This is a genomic window from Arthrobacter sp. B0427-1-12 (genome assembly GCF_059092905.1).
This window is the reverse complement of sequence record NZ_JBNHIC010000065.1, coordinates 1-17,429: the sequence shown is the minus strand read 5'-3', so window position 1 is coordinate 17,429 and position 17,429 is coordinate 1. Positions and strand designations below refer to the sequence as shown.

19 protein-coding genes and 1 pseudogene are annotated in these 17,429 nt (G+C 64.7%); 5 read left to right on the top strand and 15 right to left on the bottom strand.

Going from position 1 to position 17,429, the window contains the following annotated elements:
* Positions 1-143 precede the first annotated feature (143 nt).
* Positions 144-1,038, top strand: a protein-coding gene (locus AC5RWU_RS21465) for an IS5 family transposase (RefSeq protein ID WP_494037243.1) whose coding sequence is annotated in 2 segments (ribosomal slippage) — positions 144-494 and positions 496-1,038 — 894 coding nt in all. Because the reading frame shifts where the segments join, the coding sequence is not laid out codon by codon here.
* Between the two features lie 12 nt (positions 1,039-1,050).
* Here the strand turns inward: AC5RWU_RS21465 and AC5RWU_RS21460 are convergent.
* Together AC5RWU_RS21460 and AC5RWU_RS21455 are read right to left on the bottom strand one after the other, a co-directional pair.
* On the bottom strand, positions 1,051-1,446 hold the full coding sequence (locus AC5RWU_RS21460; protein WP_494037242.1) for an excisionase family DNA-binding protein: 396 nt from the start codon (positions 1,444-1,446) through the stop codon (positions 1,051-1,053).
* A gap of 115 nt (positions 1,447-1,561) precedes the next feature.
* The gene (locus AC5RWU_RS21455) at positions 1,562-1,786 is read right to left on the bottom strand and encodes a hypothetical protein (RefSeq protein WP_494037241.1); all 225 of its coding nucleotides are present in this window, start codon (positions 1,784-1,786) and stop codon (positions 1,562-1,564) included.
* A gap of 357 nt (positions 1,787-2,143) precedes the next feature.
* Here AC5RWU_RS21455 and AC5RWU_RS21450 point away from each other — a divergent pair, with 357 nt between their 5' ends.
* Together AC5RWU_RS21450 and AC5RWU_RS21445 are read left to right on the top strand one after the other, a co-directional pair.
* Complete coding sequence (locus tag AC5RWU_RS21450; protein WP_494037240.1) at positions 2,144-2,650, top strand: hypothetical protein; 507 nt, start codon at positions 2,144-2,146, stop codon at positions 2,648-2,650.
* 471 nt (positions 2,651-3,121) lie between these two features.
* A pseudogene (locus AC5RWU_RS21445) lies at positions 3,122-3,292 on the top strand (cold-shock protein); the annotation flags it as partial.
* A 13-nt stretch (positions 3,293-3,305) separates the two neighbouring features.
* Here the strand turns inward: AC5RWU_RS21445 and AC5RWU_RS21440 are convergent.
* The 5 genes from AC5RWU_RS21440 to AC5RWU_RS21420 form a co-directional block, all read right to left on the bottom strand.
* A complete protein-coding gene (locus AC5RWU_RS21440) occupies positions 3,306-3,545 on the bottom strand; it encodes a hypothetical protein (RefSeq protein WP_494037245.1) in 240 nt (79 codons plus the stop codon).
* Between the two features lie 98 nt (positions 3,546-3,643).
* Positions 3,644-3,874: a hypothetical protein gene (locus AC5RWU_RS21435; protein ID WP_494037239.1), complete on the bottom strand. Its 231-nt coding sequence runs from the start codon at positions 3,872-3,874 to the stop codon at positions 3,644-3,646.
* Between the two features lie 119 nt (positions 3,875-3,993).
* The gene (locus tag AC5RWU_RS21430; protein ID WP_494037238.1) at positions 3,994-4,626 is read right to left on the bottom strand and encodes a TetR family transcriptional regulator; all 633 of its coding nucleotides are present in this window, start codon (positions 4,624-4,626) and stop codon (positions 3,994-3,996) included.
* A gap of 95 nt (positions 4,627-4,721) precedes the next feature.
* A complete protein-coding gene (locus AC5RWU_RS21425) occupies positions 4,722-5,069 on the bottom strand; it encodes a hypothetical protein (RefSeq protein ID WP_494037237.1) in 348 nt (115 codons plus the stop codon).
* A gap of 19 nt (positions 5,070-5,088) precedes the next feature.
* On the bottom strand, positions 5,089-5,325 hold the full coding sequence (locus tag AC5RWU_RS21420) for a TetR/AcrR family transcriptional regulator (protein WP_494037236.1): 237 nt from the start codon (positions 5,323-5,325) through the stop codon (positions 5,089-5,091).
* A gap of 286 nt (positions 5,326-5,611) precedes the next feature.
* On the opposite strand from AC5RWU_RS21420, the gene AC5RWU_RS21415 reads away from it, so the two are divergent.
* Positions 5,612-5,800, top strand: coding sequence for a hypothetical protein (locus AC5RWU_RS21415; RefSeq protein ID WP_494037235.1), 189 nt, complete (start codon positions 5,612-5,614; stop codon positions 5,798-5,800).
* 1,176 nt (positions 5,801-6,976) lie between these two features.
* Positions 6,977-7,456: a MarR family winged helix-turn-helix transcriptional regulator gene (locus AC5RWU_RS21410; protein WP_494037244.1), complete on the top strand. Its 480-nt coding sequence runs from the start codon at positions 6,977-6,979 to the stop codon at positions 7,454-7,456.
* Positions 7,457-8,526: 1,070 nt separating this feature from the next.
* Here the strand turns inward: AC5RWU_RS21410 and AC5RWU_RS21405 are convergent.
* From AC5RWU_RS21405 to AC5RWU_RS21370, 8 genes are all read right to left on the bottom strand, one after another.
* A complete protein-coding gene (locus AC5RWU_RS21405) occupies positions 8,527-10,038 on the bottom strand; it encodes an MFS transporter (protein WP_494037234.1) in 1,512 nt (503 codons plus the stop codon).
* A 242-nt stretch (positions 10,039-10,280) separates the two neighbouring features.
* Positions 10,281-10,646, bottom strand: a complete 366-nt coding sequence (locus AC5RWU_RS21400) for a hypothetical protein (RefSeq protein WP_494037233.1) — start codon at positions 10,644-10,646, stop codon at positions 10,281-10,283.
* Between the two features lie 129 nt (positions 10,647-10,775).
* Positions 10,776-12,842: an S-layer homology domain-containing protein gene (locus AC5RWU_RS21395; protein ID WP_494037232.1), complete on the bottom strand. Its 2,067-nt coding sequence runs from the start codon at positions 12,840-12,842 to the stop codon at positions 10,776-10,778.
* 324 nt (positions 12,843-13,166) lie between these two features.
* Complete coding sequence (locus AC5RWU_RS21390; protein ID WP_494037231.1) at positions 13,167-13,562, bottom strand: hypothetical protein; 396 nt, start codon at positions 13,560-13,562, stop codon at positions 13,167-13,169.
* A gap of 11 nt (positions 13,563-13,573) precedes the next feature.
* Complete coding sequence (locus AC5RWU_RS21385; RefSeq protein WP_494037230.1) at positions 13,574-13,933, bottom strand: hypothetical protein; 360 nt, start codon at positions 13,931-13,933, stop codon at positions 13,574-13,576.
* Between the two features lie 91 nt (positions 13,934-14,024).
* Positions 14,025-16,196 (bottom strand): carboxypeptidase regulatory-like domain-containing protein, encoded by a 2,172-nt coding sequence (locus AC5RWU_RS21380; protein WP_494037229.1) that lies wholly within the window; start codon positions 16,194-16,196, stop codon positions 14,025-14,027.
* A gap of 170 nt (positions 16,197-16,366) precedes the next feature.
* Positions 16,367-17,002, bottom strand: a complete 636-nt coding sequence (locus AC5RWU_RS21375) for a hypothetical protein (protein ID WP_494037228.1) — start codon at positions 17,000-17,002, stop codon at positions 16,367-16,369.
* 189 nt (positions 17,003-17,191) lie between these two features.
* Positions 17,192-17,429: S-layer homology domain-containing protein (locus tag AC5RWU_RS21370; protein ID WP_494037227.1), on the bottom strand; the 238-nt coding region annotated here is incomplete at its 5' end.

The following is a 17,429-nucleotide window of genomic DNA, read 5'->3' as shown; positions in this document are numbered from 1 at the left end:
ACGAGGTCCTCAAAGCACTCCAGGAACACCTCGTCCAACTGCTTAGCCGCTGCCCCTACTGCCAACACGCACCACCGACCTAACAAAGTACTACTAGGGCGTGTCTGACAAATGATTTGAGGGTGTGCTGTGATGCTGGGTTCATGTCGCGGTTTCAGGTGCTTTCCGATAGTCAGTGGTCGTTGATCGAGGGAATGCTGCCTCGCCCGACGGGGCGCAAGGGGCGTCCGTTCTCTGACGCTCGGGTGGTGGTCGAGGCGATCATCTACCGGTATCGGACTGGGATCGCGTGGCGGGATCTGCCCGAAGTATTCGGCCCCTGGCAGACGGTGTGGACCTGGCATCACCGGATGGCGAAGGACGGCACTTGGGACACGGTGTTCGCGAAGCTGACAGCGGCCGCAGACGCGGCCGGGTTGGTGGACTGGTCGCTGTCGGTGGACTCCACCATCGCGCGTGCGCATCAGCACGCAACGAACACGACACGTCTCACAGGGGGCTGGATCGAACTACACGAATCCGAGGATCGAGCCGCCTGATCACGGCATCGGCCGCTCCCGTGGCGGCCTGTCGACCAAGATCCACCAACTCGTCGACGGCAACGGTCTCCCACTGGTCACTCTGATCACGCCGGGGCAGGCCGGTGACTCACCGATGTTCCTGCCCTTGATGGATCAACTGCGCATCGCCCGGGAGGCCGGTCGACCCAGGACCCGCCCGGACGCCGTGCGCGCCGACAAGGCCTACTCGTCTCGCGCGATCCGCACTCACCTGCGCTCCCGCGGGATCAAGGCCGTGATCCCCGAGCCCGACGATCAAAAGGGACACCGCAAACGGCGCGGATCACGCGGCGGCAGACCTGTCACACTCGACAGCGCCGATTACAAGAACAGAAACGTCGTCGAGCGCCAGTACTGCCACCTCAAGCAGTGGCGAGGCCTCGCCACCCGATACGACAAACACGCAATCGTCTACCGCGCTGCCGTGATCCTGAACGCAGTCATCGCCTGGGCCCGACAATTATCAGACACGCCCTAGCCCGTACACCGGTTACGGCAGATTGCGCATGTAGTCATACAGGGAATCCGCGTTGACCTTCCGTCGCGTACCGACCAGCCGGTAGTCAATCGCCCCGGATTCAAGGAGTCGGATGAGGTACGGGCGGGAGACGCTCAGGATGTCCGCGGCTTCCTGCGTGGTCAGGTCGGCGTGCACCGGCATCACCGCCACGCCTTGGCCTGAAGCGAGTTTGCACAGCGCCTGGACCAGGATATCGACGGCGGCCCGCGGCACTCTGAAGCTGTTCGATCCTTCCACCGTGAGCGTCACCGGCTCCTGGCTGGTGCCGCGGACGGCAACTGCATCCATCAGCATCGACAGCGCATCGCGCGCCACATCGGCATCGCCGCCGCGCGGATACACCCCCGATGATGCCGGAGCGGACATGGCGCCACCTTCTTCCCTGCATGCCGGCCACATCCGATTGACGCAGCCTTGCCCAGCCTGAATCTATGGGCACGAACTTGGAAGAAGGTTTGGTTCCGCAGCCGCTGAAGAACAGTCAGCCGCCGCGGCGGATCAGCCAGATGGTGTATTCGACGGTTTCCAGCATCTTGCGGTAGCCGGCCACACCTTCGTTGATCCAGAGCACGCCCAGGTCCGGTGCGACCGAGTCGACCTGGCCGAAATAGTGCGTGATGCCGTTGCGCCGGACCTCGACATTGTCGCCGCGGCGCAGGCCGGACAGGTCCAGGAATTCAGTCTCGCTCTTGGTGGTTTCGGTCATGGACGTCTCCTGTAGGGGATGGGCAGTATGTGGCCGCGGCCTTGATTCCGGGTGTTACGTGGCGATCTCGCCTTCATAGTGATTGTTCCGGCTGTTGGTCTGCAAATCGGCAGCGTTCAACAGCTTCTTCCAAGGTCACTATGCAGGCGCCGTACAGCCGCATACAGTTTGGACCGCACCTGCCAACCCGTCGAGGTCACCCGGGCCCGGTCGGAGCAGGCGGCAGCCGAACTGCTTCCCGGGAGTAACGTTTTATCGCGTTGACATCCCTTCCGGGCGCTCCTACCCTGAAACAGCCCACAGGACGTGACACCGTTCCCGGGTGGCACGCTTGTAGCCACAAGGGAGGCAGTCAGAATGAAAACCAGAGTTTTGTTACGGGCCGCAGTACCCGTGGCGGCGATGCTGTTGGTTGCCGGCACAGGGGTCAGCAGCCAGGCAGCAGCCCCGCATGACTTCGCAGTGGGATCCGGCCACATCCAAAATCAGTCCCTGCTCTTTAGCATTACCGCCCATAACCTTCCCCAAAGGCTCACCGGGACCGCGGTGGTCGACTTCAAAGGTGCGGCCGGCAGACCTGACACGGCCTACTCCGTCCGGGGACCGGTTACCTGCCTGACCGTGACCGGCGACCATGCCGTCGTGGGCATCCGGATCATCACCGCCACCGGGACCGCAGAACCCCATATCGGCAAGGGCTTCTTCATCTATGTTGATGACGTCGCCCGGCCAGGCAGAGACCTGTACGCCGATTCTGCAGACAACTTCGACCGTCCGGTCCAGAAAGGCGAATGCAAAATCGATGCCCCGGGCACCCTCGAGATTCAGCAAGGCAATGTCAACGTGAATGAGGGACAACCCTGAACCGTCCGGTCGTATCCGGGCTCAGCTGTTCGCTGGCCTTCGCATGGGCGAAAACAGCCTCCGCGAGAGCGGTTAACGAAAAAATCCCCGGAAATCCTTGGATTTCCGGGGACCTGTTCTGTGCGCGAGGGGGGACTTGAAAACTCCTGAACGGCCTCTCCGGTGAGCGACCCATGAGCGGGGTGACTACGCGTTTTCGATTACTTGGACATGTCCAAGTTGCGGGGCGCAGAGGTTAATTAACTGCCGCAGTTCCTCTAGTGACTGACGGCAACTGTGCGAAATAGGTATCGTCGATCATGGCCACACTCACGGGCGTAGACGCCTATCCGGCGGTGGGGCGGAAAGCGGCATTAGCTGACCCCGAAGCCTCGCCGCTCCGTTCACCTCTCACCTACTGTGTGGGCAGGACAGCGTGACGGGCACCGGCAGGCGGGACCCGCAGTGTGTCCCAGAAGGACAACGAGCAGCATGGCAACAGGCATCGTCAAGTGGTTCAACGCCGAAAAGGGCTACGGGTTCATCACCCCCGATGACAAGGGCAAGGATCTGTTCGCCCACTTCTCGCAGATCGCCTCGAAGGGCTACCGCTCCCTGGAGGAGAGCCAGCGGGTCGAATTCGACGTCGCCCGCAGGCCGAAAACATCCGCCCGCTCTAGCCGGGGTGGGCCTGCCGGTAGGGGCGGGTATGCCAGATGCTGTACTCGGTCAGGTCGATGCCCAGTGGCTTCCCGGCGACGCCTTCGCGGATCCACAGGATGCCGTCCTTGGGAACGGCGGAATCGACCTGACCGAAGTAGTGGGTGACTGCGTTGCGGCGGGCCTCGATGTTGTCGCCGGCCCGGAGCGCGGGCGGCTGCAGGACCTGTGCGCCGGTAAACGTTGTTGCCGTCATGGGCTGTGTTTCCTTCGGATCGGGCTGCGTGTCGAGTCACAGTGTTGCCGAACCGGATTGCAGGATTGTGACAGCGCTGTTGAATCGGGATGTCCCGATTAGGCGGTGTCCCCGTCCGGGCGCAGCCAGACGGTGTACTCCTCGGTGTCGATGATGCGGCGGTAGCCGGGGATGGCCTCGGTGATCCAGGCGACGCCCAGATCGGGGGCGACCGAATCCACCCGGCCGCGGTGGTGGACCACGTCCCCGCGCCGGGCCTCGACAATGTCGCCGGGCTTGAGCATCCCGACGTCCGAGATGAGTACCCCTGTGCTGATGGTTTCGGTCATGTCGTGCCTCCTGGGGTGACGGCATTACCCATAAGTAAGGGAGCTTCCATTCTGGCAGCCGCCGGTTACCGGCAGGTGACGCAGGGATAGATTTCCGGTGTGGCTCGGCCTCACGCGTTTCAGGAGGGAACAGGACAGCGTGAGGTGGGCCCGGTGGACGGTTCAACACCCAGCCGCTCATCGACGGTACGCCAGAAGTTGCGCATCAGCGCCTCGAAGGCATCAGTGGCAGCGTCGGTGTCGTCATTGATCACCAGGTCGTAGGCCAGCCCGTGGAACGAGTTGACCAGCAGCCTGGCTTCTGTGGCTGCCTCGTCCGGTGGCAGGCCCTGGGCGCTCAGCCAGGTGCGGGTGTGCTCGAGCCAGTCCGCAAAATACTTTTGCGCGGTCCGGATGGGCGTGGGGGAGACCGCATCCTGCGCGGCGAACTCGAATCCGAGCCGGCGCAGCTGGCGGATGCGTTCCTGAACCATCCAGCGCCAGCCCTCATCAACCCAGGTGCGGTATTGGTGGCGGGACCAGGTGGCCACGTCCTCGTCCCGGATGTTCCGGGACAGTGCCTCGACAGTGGCGGCGATCTCGTTGATCAGCTGCTCGCGGGTACCGAAGTGGTAGACCAGCACGTAGGCGCTGACGCCCAGGGCCTCGGCCAGGGTCCGGAAGGACAGGGAGGCCAGCGGCTTGTCCTGCAGATAGTCGATGATCTGTGCCATCAGCTCGGTCTTGCGCTGCGGATTCTTCTTTCGCCCCATCTGCCTGACTCTATCGGGGCTTTCGTCGGCGCTATAGTTTGTGGTCGTAATGTTCGGAGGCAAACCCTCGGATTGCAGGGAGTGAGCCTGCTTCTTCAGGCCAGAGCGGAGCGTCCCAATCGCCGGTCGACGGTGTGCCGGAAGGAATCCATCAGGGCCTCGTAGGCGGCGGCGGATGCCTCGGGGTCGTCGTGGAGAAGCGTGTCGTAGCCGGGCCCGAACAGGGCGGCGATGAGCATCCGGCTGTCGGTCTCCGCATCCTCGAGGGTGAGGCCCTGGGCCAGCAGCCAGGTGCGGGTGTGGTCCCGCCACTGGTCAAAGTTTTGCCGGGCGGTCCCGATCGGATGTTCGGCCACCAGGTCCTGCATGGCCGCCTCCATACCGAGCCGGCGCAGCGGCCGGCTGCGTTCGCTGATCAGCCAGGCCAGCCCTGGTCCATCCACGCCTTATACCCGTCCCAGTTCATGGCCGAGATCTCGTTTTCGCGCCGGAGCTCATCCGCTCGGCTGCCGACGGTGGTGGTGATCCCGTGATCAACTGCTCCCGGGTACCGAAGTGATAGACGAGCGTGTAGGCGCCCACCCCCAGCGCATCGGCCACGGTCCGGAAGGTCAGGGCCGACAGCGGTTTGTCGTGCAGGTACTCGATGAACTGAGCCAGCATCTCGGGCTTGCGCTGGTGGTTCTTGGGACGTGCCATGGGCTGACTCTGGTCCGAAACGATGAAAATTAGACATGTCCATGGCACAGAGTTTGCTGCGCCCGGTCCGGATGCCAAACAGCATCGGTAGACCCGGCGCTCCGGAGGACGTGGAAGGAGCCGGCGTGGACGGGAACCAGATCGACATTCATGAGATGGTCCGCCGGCTGATCCCCGCCCTCGGCCCGACCCTAGTCGCCGTGATGTCCGGAACCACCGACCGCATCCTGCCGCTCGAATGGGCCGCCATGACAAACCGGCAGCGGACCCTGAGGAGCAGGCCCGGATGCGGCAAGCGCTGGAAACCTGGCGGACCGTCGCCGAAGTGGAGGGTGAGCACATGGCCCGGCAGTGGCTCATCGGCGCCCACCCCTGGCTGAATGATGACTCACCGGTCAGCGCGATCCGGGAGGACCGCTTCCGGGACGTCGGCACAGCGGCCAATGCCATGGTCAACGACAGCTTCTCCGGCTGAACCGTAGCTATTCTGGATAACGCCATATAAGTCCGGATAGTTTCTTATAGCCCCCAGACCGGATGCACGTTGGAAGCAGTCACAGAAGAGCGTCTTTCACCCGTTCTTTTATTTCATCCAGGTTCTCGCCCTCTCCGGAGCCTGCCACCATCGGGACAGAGCAGCCCGCAACGGCAATGTCAGACGGCCCGAGAGGGCCTAAGCGAAGCAGGCTGGACCGGATCGGCTTACGTCGGGAGTTCAGGCCTCACCACCGGCCGTATAAGGAAACCAACATCCGGCCCGCCAAGGCCCTGACAGAGCCGCACGTGGAACGCCACCGGCAGTAAGCCGGCAGCTTCGCCACTGAATCGGGTGCCCGTTCCAGGTCCGGCGGTGCAACGTCATTTCAAGGACACCGGGCAGAGCAGGCGACGGCTGGGTCCGACCCACCGTGCATCTTCGGGGTCACGGTGCCCCTGACCGCTCTTTTCGTCGGATGGGTGGCCGCCGGGTCGGTTCCGGGCGGGCAACGATTCTTTGGTGGGTCCGGTAGTGTGCCCGGACGCTGCAGCTGCCCGCCGTCCCGGCACACCACACCTATTGGGGGCTGGCCCGCTCCGCTGCGCAGCCCTCCGCCCGCCCCGCAGAGTCCGGCCGAGCAGCTGCCGCCGGCGCCGTTCGAACACCGGCAGCAAACCGGGTCCCACAGGCAATAGGGGCCGTGTGTGAGTCGTCCCCGTTTTTTGGCTGCACAGCCGTCGTCTACCTGCGCGGACCGCAGGACAAGAGCCGGTCGCACATTACACCTCCGGTTCACCCGTTTCGACAGGCGCGTCCCTGATCCGAGCCGTATGCGCTGCCATCGGCAAGAGCGCCGGAGAGCCGGTCCGGGGCGCTGTGAGCGTCGGCGGCGGTCCGGTTTTCCGGGGGGGAGTCCGAAGGGCCCGAGATGCCGGGGCGGGATGCGATCTGCCGGTGTATCGGGCCAGGACCGGGAGTGCCGGGGAGCCCGGAACGGGAGGGAATGTAACGCTGGACACATCTGCCGCGGCCGGGGGTTATCATCTAGAGAGTTCGATGTCGAAATACTCCCTTTTCGAGCGATCATCAGGAGCGGGACCTGTCACTTTCACGCAACGACCCTAATAACCTGACGCAACGAACGTCATGAAAGGAGCCTGCCGGTTGAACAGGGTGGACGAGTATCTGAATCAGCCCAAGCGCGAGCGGCCGGACCCGGAGCCCCTGGCGGTGCTCGCGCGGGTGATCCGCACCGGCGGCCATCTGGCCGACAGCGTCCGGGACAACCTGCGCAGGACGGGCCTTAAGCCGTGGGAATTCGACGTGCTGGCCGCCCTCCACCGGGCCGGCCCGCCGCACACCCTGAACCCCAAGGACCTGGTCTTTACCGCGATGGTCGGCGGCGCCGCGATGACCCACCGCGTGGACAAACTGGTCGAACGCGGCCTCGTAACCCGCAGCGTGGACCCCGGCAACCGCCGGCGCCTGCAGATCACCCTCACCCCCGCCGGGCTCGAGCTGATTGAGGCCATTATCGCGGACCACAGCGACAACGCCGACCGCTTCCTGAACGCACTGTCCGCGTCCGAACGGAAGACGCTGTCCGGCCTGCTCCAGAAGGTCCTCGTCTCGCACGGAGACACCCACTCCTGAACCGGCCGGTGCTCGGCAGGCGGAAGCGGGCTGCTGAAAACCAGAGGTCCGGCCGGAGAGCGGACGCAGGTGCCGCGGAGGGGAGAACCGGCGGGCGTTTTCCAACGTTCCCCAGCAGACAGCGGCCGCCGCCGAAAATTGACGCCCGAAACACACGTCTCCGTCCTAACGCATGTGCCGGTTATCGGCTGACTGCGGATAACGCATTTCTGCCGCTGGGACCGGAGGATCGGTGAGTGCCTGCGCGGTGTGGACTTTGCCGACGGATCCGGGTGGGCAGCCGCAGCCGCGCTTGTCCGGGTTGCCGGAAGTTCTTCGGAGCGGACCGGCGAACAGAGGCGGGACCGGGTGATGGTCGGGCCTGTGGAGACGTAAGAGGGTCTGGGCGGGAGGCAGGCTGCCGTCATGGAACATCGTGGGCGGCCGGGAAAAGAAAGGCCCTTCGACTCTCACGCGGGCAGCACTCTGCTTATCCATTCGTCCTAGGCGTTGTAATCGGCCTCTAGATGTCCAACGACTCCCCAACCCGCCCCTCAAACCGTCGGAGGCCTTGGGTAGCCTCTGCGGTGTCACGAGCCAAAAGCCGGCGAGTGGAGACAGGGGGAGAAGATGAGCGAGTTCAATCATCGTGTCAGTGTTGTCTTCAAGTGCAGGAGAGGGGAGGAGCACCCTCTATGTGTAAGCGTGTCCCGCGGTGTCCTGCCGGAACTGCGATGCACACCGGATCAAGGGCGAGGATACGGCCCGGGTTCCGGCGGCGGATATACTGTACCTTCGGACCTGACGGCTCGTGTCGAACGCGAACTCAGGGATTCCTTCCAGGAGAGCAAACGCCGCGGATTCGAGCTGATCGAGGAATAGGCTCCAGATACAAGGGCCCATGCGAAAAAGAACCCGCGTGGGTCCTGAGCTTTGGAGTCTCACGGGGAACAACGGTCATATGCGCTGTTATCGGCTTGCAAGCGGAAGCAGCTGTTGGCCCTTGTCCGCAATCGGCAAAACGGACGCACCGTCGGTCCTTACGCGGCGGACAGCCGGACCCGTTGGACAGTCCCCTTCCCAACCCGTTCTTACTCATCCAGAGTATGAGGGGACGGTGTCGTCAGCCCCGGAGACTTTGTAGCCGCCCGCGCATACGACGCCGAAACGCGGCGGTAGACCGGGGTCAGGAAGGCCAGCAACGCGGTCGCGATCATGATAATCCCAGCCATCAGGAACACCAGGGCGATGCCGCGGGAGGTGCCCTCGCCCAGCAGCGGGGCCAGCTGGACAGCACCCTCAGCTGACCGCGCGTACGGGATGATCCAGACCTGGGCGATCGGCGCGATGAGGAACGCGGTGATCGGCGCTGCAGCGGACTCGAACGCCATGGCGAATCCGAACACCCGGCCCTGCCGAGGCAGAGGCACTACCTGCTGGATGACTGTCTGCTCGGCGGCCTCCACGAAAGGCACTAGGACCAGGTACAGCCAGATGCCGGCGATGTACAGCCATGCCCACTCCCGCAGCGTGAATACCGCACCGAGGACTCCCATCAGGATCACCGCGATGAGCATGGTGCGCAAGGGGTTGGAGCCGAGTCCGAACTTTCCTATCAGCGCGCCGCCCACAATGAACCCGGTGGCTCCGAGCGCGAAGAACGTCCCCCACAGCTCCACGGGGAACATCTCCAGGCCGTAAGGATCCATCAACGCCATGTAGACGCCACCAATGAAGTTATTGAACGTGGAGAACAGGATCAGCGCGAACAGTCCGGAAATGGCCAGCACGGCGGCGAGGGAGCCGCGCAGATCGAATCCGCCGTGCGCGTCCGTGGCGGCCGCGCGAACCTCCTCAGGCATGCGCAGCGTGAGCAGGTGCGCGAATGCCAGCGCCGTGAGCACCATGGCGACGACGATCGTCCAGCCCATGCCCAGCAACCCGACCGACAGCCCGGAGAGCACTGAGGTGACGATGAACATCAGCCCCTGCACCATGCCCACCAGACCGTTGGCGTTGGCCCGTCGACCCGGCTCGATGAGGATGGTGACCGTGGTGGAGAGGGCGATGTTGCGCATGTTCTCCACTACCGCACCGACCAGGATGACCAGGGAGAAAACCCAGAACCATGGCTGTGTCAGGTCCAGCAGCCTGGCGGCGGGTGTCAGCAGGAACATAACCCCGGACAGCACGAACATCACCAGGGTGAAGCCCGCGGCGAAGCGCATCACGGCCAGCTTGCGATAGCGGTCCACGAAAGTGCCGAAACTGATGCTGGACAGGGCGATCAGCAGCATGTACGCGCCGCCGATCACCCCGGTGGCGATCACGTTGCGCGTCTGCAGGTACACCCAAAACGTCAGGGCGAACCACAGGTAGCTGGTCGTGATGTTGGCGAGTGCGGTGTTCACAAGGATCCCGGCGAAGGTGCGGGACCGCTGTGCCTGACTGCGCAAGGATGTATCGATGGCGTCGGGATCGGTTAGGTGCGGGGTTTCGCCGTCCTCGACCGGCGCGGAGGTGACGGCCGCGTCCGCGGGGAGGCCCGCGCCGCCGCCGGGAGCCGCAGCAGCCGCGGGCGGGGCCGGTTCCTGCTCGGTCATGGGTCTCAGTGTACTGACAACTCACGGGCGCGGACACGGTCGCCGCCCTGTCGGGAACACAACGCGATCGTGGCCAACGAGGCGCCCTGCCCTCAGCCGGGAAGTGCAGGAACCCCTATTGTGAGGACATGCTGTCCCGCAAGACGTCATATGCGCCGTTATCGGCGTATACACGGTGATGCCTTGAATTGGCAGACCGGAGGCGGGTGAGAGGCCTACCGGAGGCCAGACCCGTGTGAGGATCAGTGTCCCAGTCCGAAACCGAATACGAGCACGCAGAACCAGATTCCGATCAGCATGTAGCCGGCTCCCATCACCCGTGCAGCCCGTGGACTGGACAGAAATGATTTGGAGTAGTCCATTCCCATCGGCTTGTAGTCCTTCAGCGCCTCGGACAGGGCCCGGGCGCCGCCGCGATAGTCCGTGACCAGCACCAGGCCGATGGCGAATCCGATGACGCCGAGAACGACAAAGGCCTGGAGAGCCGGGTTCATGATTTCCTCCGACCGGAGGACTACGGCGAGGATCATGGTGATGAACACGGCCCCGAAGGCCATCAGGAACAGGATCTGCAGTGCTTTCAGAGGCTGCGGAAGCCTTTTGATCATTTGGATCTGATTCACGTCGTTCTGCCCTGTTCTATCGAGCGTCGCCTCTTGAAAATGAAACCGGCGCTGGAATTCTCTGTCCGGCCCGGCCGCTGCCGGTTCGGAGCCAATACGCAGTTGGTGGCGGGTTCACTCTTTGGTGTCGAAGCGGTGGAGGAAGGCGGCCATGGCGTCGCGGTTGACCGGTTCGTAGGGGCGGTAGGTGTGATCGGGCCAGCCGGTGGTGATGCCGCTTTGGGCCAGCCAGGTGATTTCCTTGTAGAACTGGTCATCGGTTGTTACGTCGGTGAAGGGTGATTCGGCCGGGGGAGTGAAGTCGGGGCTGCCGGCCAGCCGGTAGAGGAAGGCGGCCATCGCATCCCGGTTCACCGGTGCCAGCGGCCGGTAGGTTTTGTCCGGCCAGCCGGTGGTGATTTTCTGTCCGGCCAGCCAGGAGATGTGGGTGTAGAACGGGTGGTCGGTGCCCAGGTCCGCGAATGGCGACCCGTCCGGAAGCACTGTGGAAGTGTTTCCGGTGAGCCGGTGGATGAACGCGGCGACCGCGTCGCGGTGGACCGGCTCGAGCGGGCGGAAGGATCCGTCGGCCCATCCGGTGACCACGCCCTTGGAGTGCAGGTCGGTGATTTCCTCGGCGAACTGGCTGCCGGACGGAACATCCTCGAACACCGGGTCCGGGACGGCCCCGATGACCGGAAGCTTGGCGCTGAACCGGTAGTAGGCCAGGGGCATGGGCAGGTCCTCACGGTTAATCACCTGGTCCGGGCTGAAAATCCCGTTGGGATGAACGCTGAGGATGTAGCTGGAGGCCAGCCAGACCAGCTCCTTATAGGCCGGGTCGCCGGGCTCGACGTCGGTGTAGATGTCCTGATCAAGGGCGACCTCCGGGCTGCCGGCCAGCCGGTGGAGGAAAACCGCCAGGGTGCGGCGGGTGACCTCCTTCTCGGGGCGAAAGGTACCGTCTTCGAAGCCGGTGTCGATGCCCATGGCAGCGGTCCAGCGGATCGCGTCACGGTCCTCGGACCAGACGGGGACATCGGTGAAGTCCGGGGCGTCCTCCGGAACGGGTGGCCGGCCGGCCATCCCGTACACGGCCGCTGCCAGTTTGCCGCGGTCGAGCGCGGCGGCCGGGCGGAAGGTTCCGTCGGGGTAGCCGTCCATGTAGCCGCTGGCCACCGCCCAGGTGATGATGTGGAACCGCATGTGTTCGGGCTCAGGGAAGGTAACGTCGCTGAACTGCTGCGGCATCTGCAGGCCGACGTCGATGCCGGGCACGACCCCTCCGGCGCTGACCTGGATGAGTGTGGGTTCTGCGCCCGGTCCCTGTTCGCTGTACCACTGGTCCAGGGCGCCGCTGGTGCCTCCGACGAACTTGACCCGGTAGGTACCCGGTGCCAGCCCCGTTAGCTCGAAGGTGCCGTCGATGTCTGCCTTGGTGCGGGCGGCGACGGAACCGTCCTCAGCGTGGGCTTCCACGCTCAGGAGGAAGAAGTGGGTTCCTCCGCCGTACATCCGCCCCATGATGGCCGCCGGGCCGCGGCCGGGATTCAGGCCGCGTTCGGGCACGATGGTGTCCGTCGGGCAGGGATAGTCGAGCATCTGCATCAGCGCGTCGTACTCGGCCGGATCAACGGTGAGGTTCCAGCGGGACTTTACCTGGATCCACCGGTTTGCATAGGTGCAATACGTCCCGGCCCGCGCTGCCTGCCACTGAGAGGGGTCCTTGTCCCGCCTGTCCTCGGCCACCGCATGTGTAACCGGGATCAGGGCAATGCGCTGGTATTGGAGGTCGTTGGCGAAATCGCGGCGCTGTTTATCCGTCCAGGCCCAGGCCCCCGATTCCCAGGCTTCCTCCAGCGGGACCGTATGATCGACCGTCAGGTCCGCCGGATCCCTCGTGTACCCCAGGGTGGTATCGGCGCTCCAGCTGCCGGCGACGACCGTGCAGGGTGGCTCAACCGCCAGAATTGTCGGGTGGGAGGTGGCGATGAGCACCTCGTCGGCGGTGTCACAGCCGTCCCCGTCCGCATCGATCCAATGCTCAAAGGCATCCGGATCAAAGGTCGGGCTTGCCTCCTGGCGCACCTGCAGGGTCTCCAGCAGATGCACGGCGGTCATCAGCGGTCCGCCGTCCGTAACCGCCGGCGCCGCAGCGGCCGCACCGGAAAGCAGGCCAGGAACCAAGACCACGGCAGCCATGGCGCTGACAGCCTTACGGTCCAGCCGTATCCGCTTCCCAAGCATCCCGTTCCCCCAAACGTCAACCGTCGCCCCCCATTGGGCCTGCCCCATCCTTGCACCTGCAGGTGAGAAGCAAAAGGGCAAAACATCCGCCGCCAGCCAGCTGCAACATTTAACCTGTATCGGCTGTCCTGTTTCACCTAAGTCGGAGCCCGCGTCTTGGCTTCCTGCGGGTAGTCCAACTTGAAAGAGACGGATTCCGAGGTTTTGACTCATTAGGTTGGACCGCACCCCAATCGCAGAAGGCGCGGACGGCAGGAAAACCCGGAAAGCAAGGAGCCGTCAGCCTTCTGTTGCCGGCCCGGCCTTGTGGAGGTTTTCGATGATGTTCTCGGCGTGGTTGCGGCTGATGCGGGGGAACATCCGCCGCAGTTGCCTGACTGCTTCGGCGTGGCCGTGTTCGGCCTTGACGGCCTGGAGCCAGTGGAACTGCAGGACCGATAGGGTCACGCCGGCTTTTCTCGCCTGCTGGTGTTCGATGATGCGCCAGATGCTGATGGCGGCCACGGCCAGGTACAGCGGGGTGAACAGCTCCTGCTGCCAGCCCGGCGTGGAGTCGGTTTCGAGTACGACCGCGGACACGGCGGACATCAGCAGGGTGCCGAGGCCAAAGTCCTGCCGCCTGAGCCCGTCCACCGCACCGGTGCCCTTCCGTGGTGCCGGGTGCGGGACCGCCATGGCTGCTCCTCTTAGGCCGGGGTGGGTTCAGTGATGGGGAAGAGCAGGAAGAGGCTGCCTACGATGATGGCCATGGCTCCGAAGAGCCGGGGGAACATCGGGGTGGCCAGGAAGGACTTGGAATAGTCGATTCCGGCCGGGTGGTAGGTTTTGATGGCGTCGGCCATTTTCCGGGCCGTTCCGAACAGATTCGGAACGAGGATCAGGCCGAGAAGGATCAGCAGGATTCCGGTGGCGGCGAAGATCCAGCCCATGTCCTCCTGCCGGCCCAGCAGCGACCAGATGATGTTGAGCAGGAACATGATGGCCAGCAGCGCGTAGAGGACCTTGATCACGGGCGGCAGCCTGTTGAAGAACCTGACGATGTCCATGCCCGGAGCCTACAGCCGCACCTGCCCGCACAACAGGTCTTCCCGCCGGGTTTGCGCGAGGGCCAGCTCCGGCGGGCCGGCGGGTTGGGGTTTAGCTGCGTTGGGTGGTGTAGCGGTAGAGGAAGGCGGCCATCGCGTCCCGGTTGACCGGTGCCAGCGGGCGGTAGGTCTTATCGGGCCAGCCGGTGGTGATCTTCTGATCGGCCAGCCAGGTGATTTCCTTGTAGAACGGGTTGTCCGTGGCGACGTCGGTGAAGGGGGAGACCGGCGGTGGGGTGAAGTCCGGGTTGCCGGCCATCCGGTACAGGAAAGCCGCCATCGCATCGCGGTTGACGCTGGTCGCCGGCCGGTAGGTGTTATCGGGCCAGCCGGTGGAGATTTTCCGGTCGGCCAGCCAGGCCATTTCCCGGTAGAACTGTGTTCCGGGGGGAACATCGGCAAAGGGAGAGGCTGCGGGGGCGGGGAACATGGTTTCGGCCGGCAGGTGCTGGCGGAAGATAAAGGCAGCCATGGCGTCGCGGGCTACCGGTTCCAGCGGACGGTAGGACCCGTCGGGCCAGCCCTGGGCAATGCCCTGGGAGGCGAGCCATTCGATTTCCGTCCAGAACTGGGATCCGGCCGGCACGTCGGTGAACCGGGGGATGGCGGCCAGGGACAGCTCGCCGATGTTGTTCTGCTTTGCGAGGGCGACAGGAATCCGTGCTGCGGCGGCTTCGTCCTTGGTGTTGCCGAAGTAGAGGACTTCCGAGGTGCCGGCCACGCCGGTCCGGCTCTGGATCAGGGCTTTGAGTGTGTAGGAGCCCGGGGTCAGGCCGGCCAGCGTGAAGCTGCCGTCGGGTCCGGATTTACCCGTTGTCTGATAGCGGGCCGAGGTCCCGATGATTGTTGCGGTGAGTTCAGCCCCTGCGATGGGCTGTCCGTTCCGGTCCGTGAGCCTGCCGGCGATCGATCCACCCAGTTCCATTCCCACGGCGCCCACGTCCACGGTTTGACCTGTTCCGACGATGATCTGTGGGCCGGAGTAGCCGGAGGGGAAGCGCGCGTCCAGAAGGCCGGTGTTGCCCGGCCGCAGCGAGAGGGAATAGTGCCCGGCTGCGAGGCCGGTAATGGAGAAACTGCCGTCCGGTGCCACCGGCAGGCCCTCTCGGAAGATTTCTCCGGTGTCCCTGTTCCAGACGGTGATTGTGACGCCGTCCGGTGTGGCCGGGGCCGGGGCGGTGATCCTGCCCCGGATGCGGGCACCCGGCTCCATTGGCAGCCGCAGCCCGTCAAGGTTCTGGCCGGAACCGACGGTCAGCATACCGCTGGCCGGGTAACGTCGGATCTCGGCTAGGTGTCCGTTGCGGTCGAGCAGGGTCAGCGCGTACCGCCCGGCCGAAATTTCCGGCAGGGCGAACTCGCCCTGACTGTTGGGCTTGATCCGTGCGTAGGCGGAAAAATGGTGCAGCCGGTCATCGGGGCCGTAAACGTAATGGACGCCGATTTCGACGCCGCTGAAGTCCACGGTTCCGGCCGGGGCTTCAATTCTTCCGGAGATACGGTGATCTCCGGCCAGGGAAGCGGGTCGGTCCAAGGGCTCGCCCGCCTCCAGTGCCAGGTCGCGTCCGGTGATTGCCTGTCCTGCGGTGACCGTCAACTGCCCGGTGCCGTCGGTGGCCGGCAGGCTGCGTTGGCTCCCCCAGTCCCGTCCGTGCTCAAGGACCATGTCGTAGGTGCCCGGCCGCAGCGGCCCCAGAGTGTAGGCGCCGGAGGCATCGAGGACGGCTGCCCGGCTCTCCACCCGGTCGGTGGTGACGGCGGTGAGCGTCAGGCTGCTGAAGTCGGTGCCCGCCGGTGCGGTGATCCTGCCGCTGACGGAGGCGGCGGCGACCAGCGGGACGTCCAGATCTGTCAGGCTTTGCCCGGACTCCAGGTTCAGTGTCTCGGCCCGGTTGTAGGTGTTGACCCCGATCAGCTCTCCGGTCTGGTCGAAGGCGGTCACCCTGTACTCACCGGCGGGAAGGTTGCTGAAGGTAAAGCCGCCCGACGCATCGACGTCGGCGGTGAAATCCCACCAATAACCGGCACTGGAGCCCAGCGCGTACACCCAGACATCGGCGGCGGAGGATCCTTCGGGTACGGTGACCCGACCGCTGATGCCAGCCGTTCCCATGCCGCTGGCAGCCTCGGTATCGGCGGCAACGGCCGGCACTGGCAGCATCGCCAGGACCATCACCGCCCCGACAAAGGCACTGACCAGCAACTTCCACGACCGCAGCAACACGGATCCCCCCAATTTAATTGATGCCTGAATAACATCACGGGCCGGATATGCGGTACAAATCCTGTTGCAATCAAGATTTCGGACGCCTCCCAGAACGCTCCGAAACGGCAGTTCCAGAAGGTAACATCCCCGGACTGCACGGCGGTTCTTTCGGCCCGATCCGTGAACCATCAGCCGTCGGCTCTGCCGCCCGTACGGTCAGGTGCCGGGCCGCTGCCCGGGGGAGGTTTGCGGAAGATGGCGTACAGGCAGATCGCCAGTACCGCGGCGAAGGGCAGGATCCACCAGCCGACACCCTGGTGGATGAGCGCTAGAGGGAACAGGACAGCCAGCCATCCGCCGATGGCCAGGGCCGCATAGAAGCCGGCCCGTTCCCGCTCCAGCCACCATCCGGCGACCCGCTGCCGCGCTCCGGCAAGCCGGCCCTGCTCCTGACCGATCCGTTCTTCCGGGTCCCGGTCTTCGCCGCGGGCGGTAATACGGGGCTTCGCATCCAGGTAGGCCAGCATCCCGGAGAAAGCGAACCAGTACATCAGGGGCGAAACAGCGTCCGGACCCATGTAGACGGCCACGGCCAGACCCAGGCCGGCGGCCACCCAGACGGCCCAGGCCAGTCCCAGGTACCAGGGCAGTCCCTCACCGTCCGTCCGGAGCCTGTTCCCTGCTTCGCGGTTGCGCGCCTGCCACCACTTGCCGGCCGCCACTAGCAGAACGGCTGAGGCCAGCACACCCCTGAACAGCCCTTCCCACCGGTCTTCCTCCCGGACCGCGGCAGCCCAGATCCAGGCGAACACCGTCAGGGGCAAGCACGACGAGGGCCACGTTCCGGGCCTCCCGTGCCCCGGGCGCCTTCGGCAGATCATTGCCCGACGGACGGTCCATGACCCCCATCTAAACCGAGGCTCTCCGCCCCGGACAAGGCGAGCTCGGCTGGGACGTCTCAAATCCCTGTCCGCTGCCGCCGGCGGTTGGCCGGCACACTGCCGGTCGCACGGTCAGTGGGTGGTGTCGAAGCGGTGGAGGAAGGCGGCCATGGCGTCGCGGTTGACCGGTTCGTAGGGGCGGTAGGTGTGATCGGGCCAGCCGGTGGTGATGCCGCTTTGGGCCAGCCAGGTGATTTCCTTGTAGAACTGGTTATCGGTTGTTACGTCGGTGAAGGGTGATTCGGCCGGGGGAGTGAAGTCGGGGCTGCCGGCCAGCCGGTAGAGGAAGGCGGCCATCGCATCCCGGTTC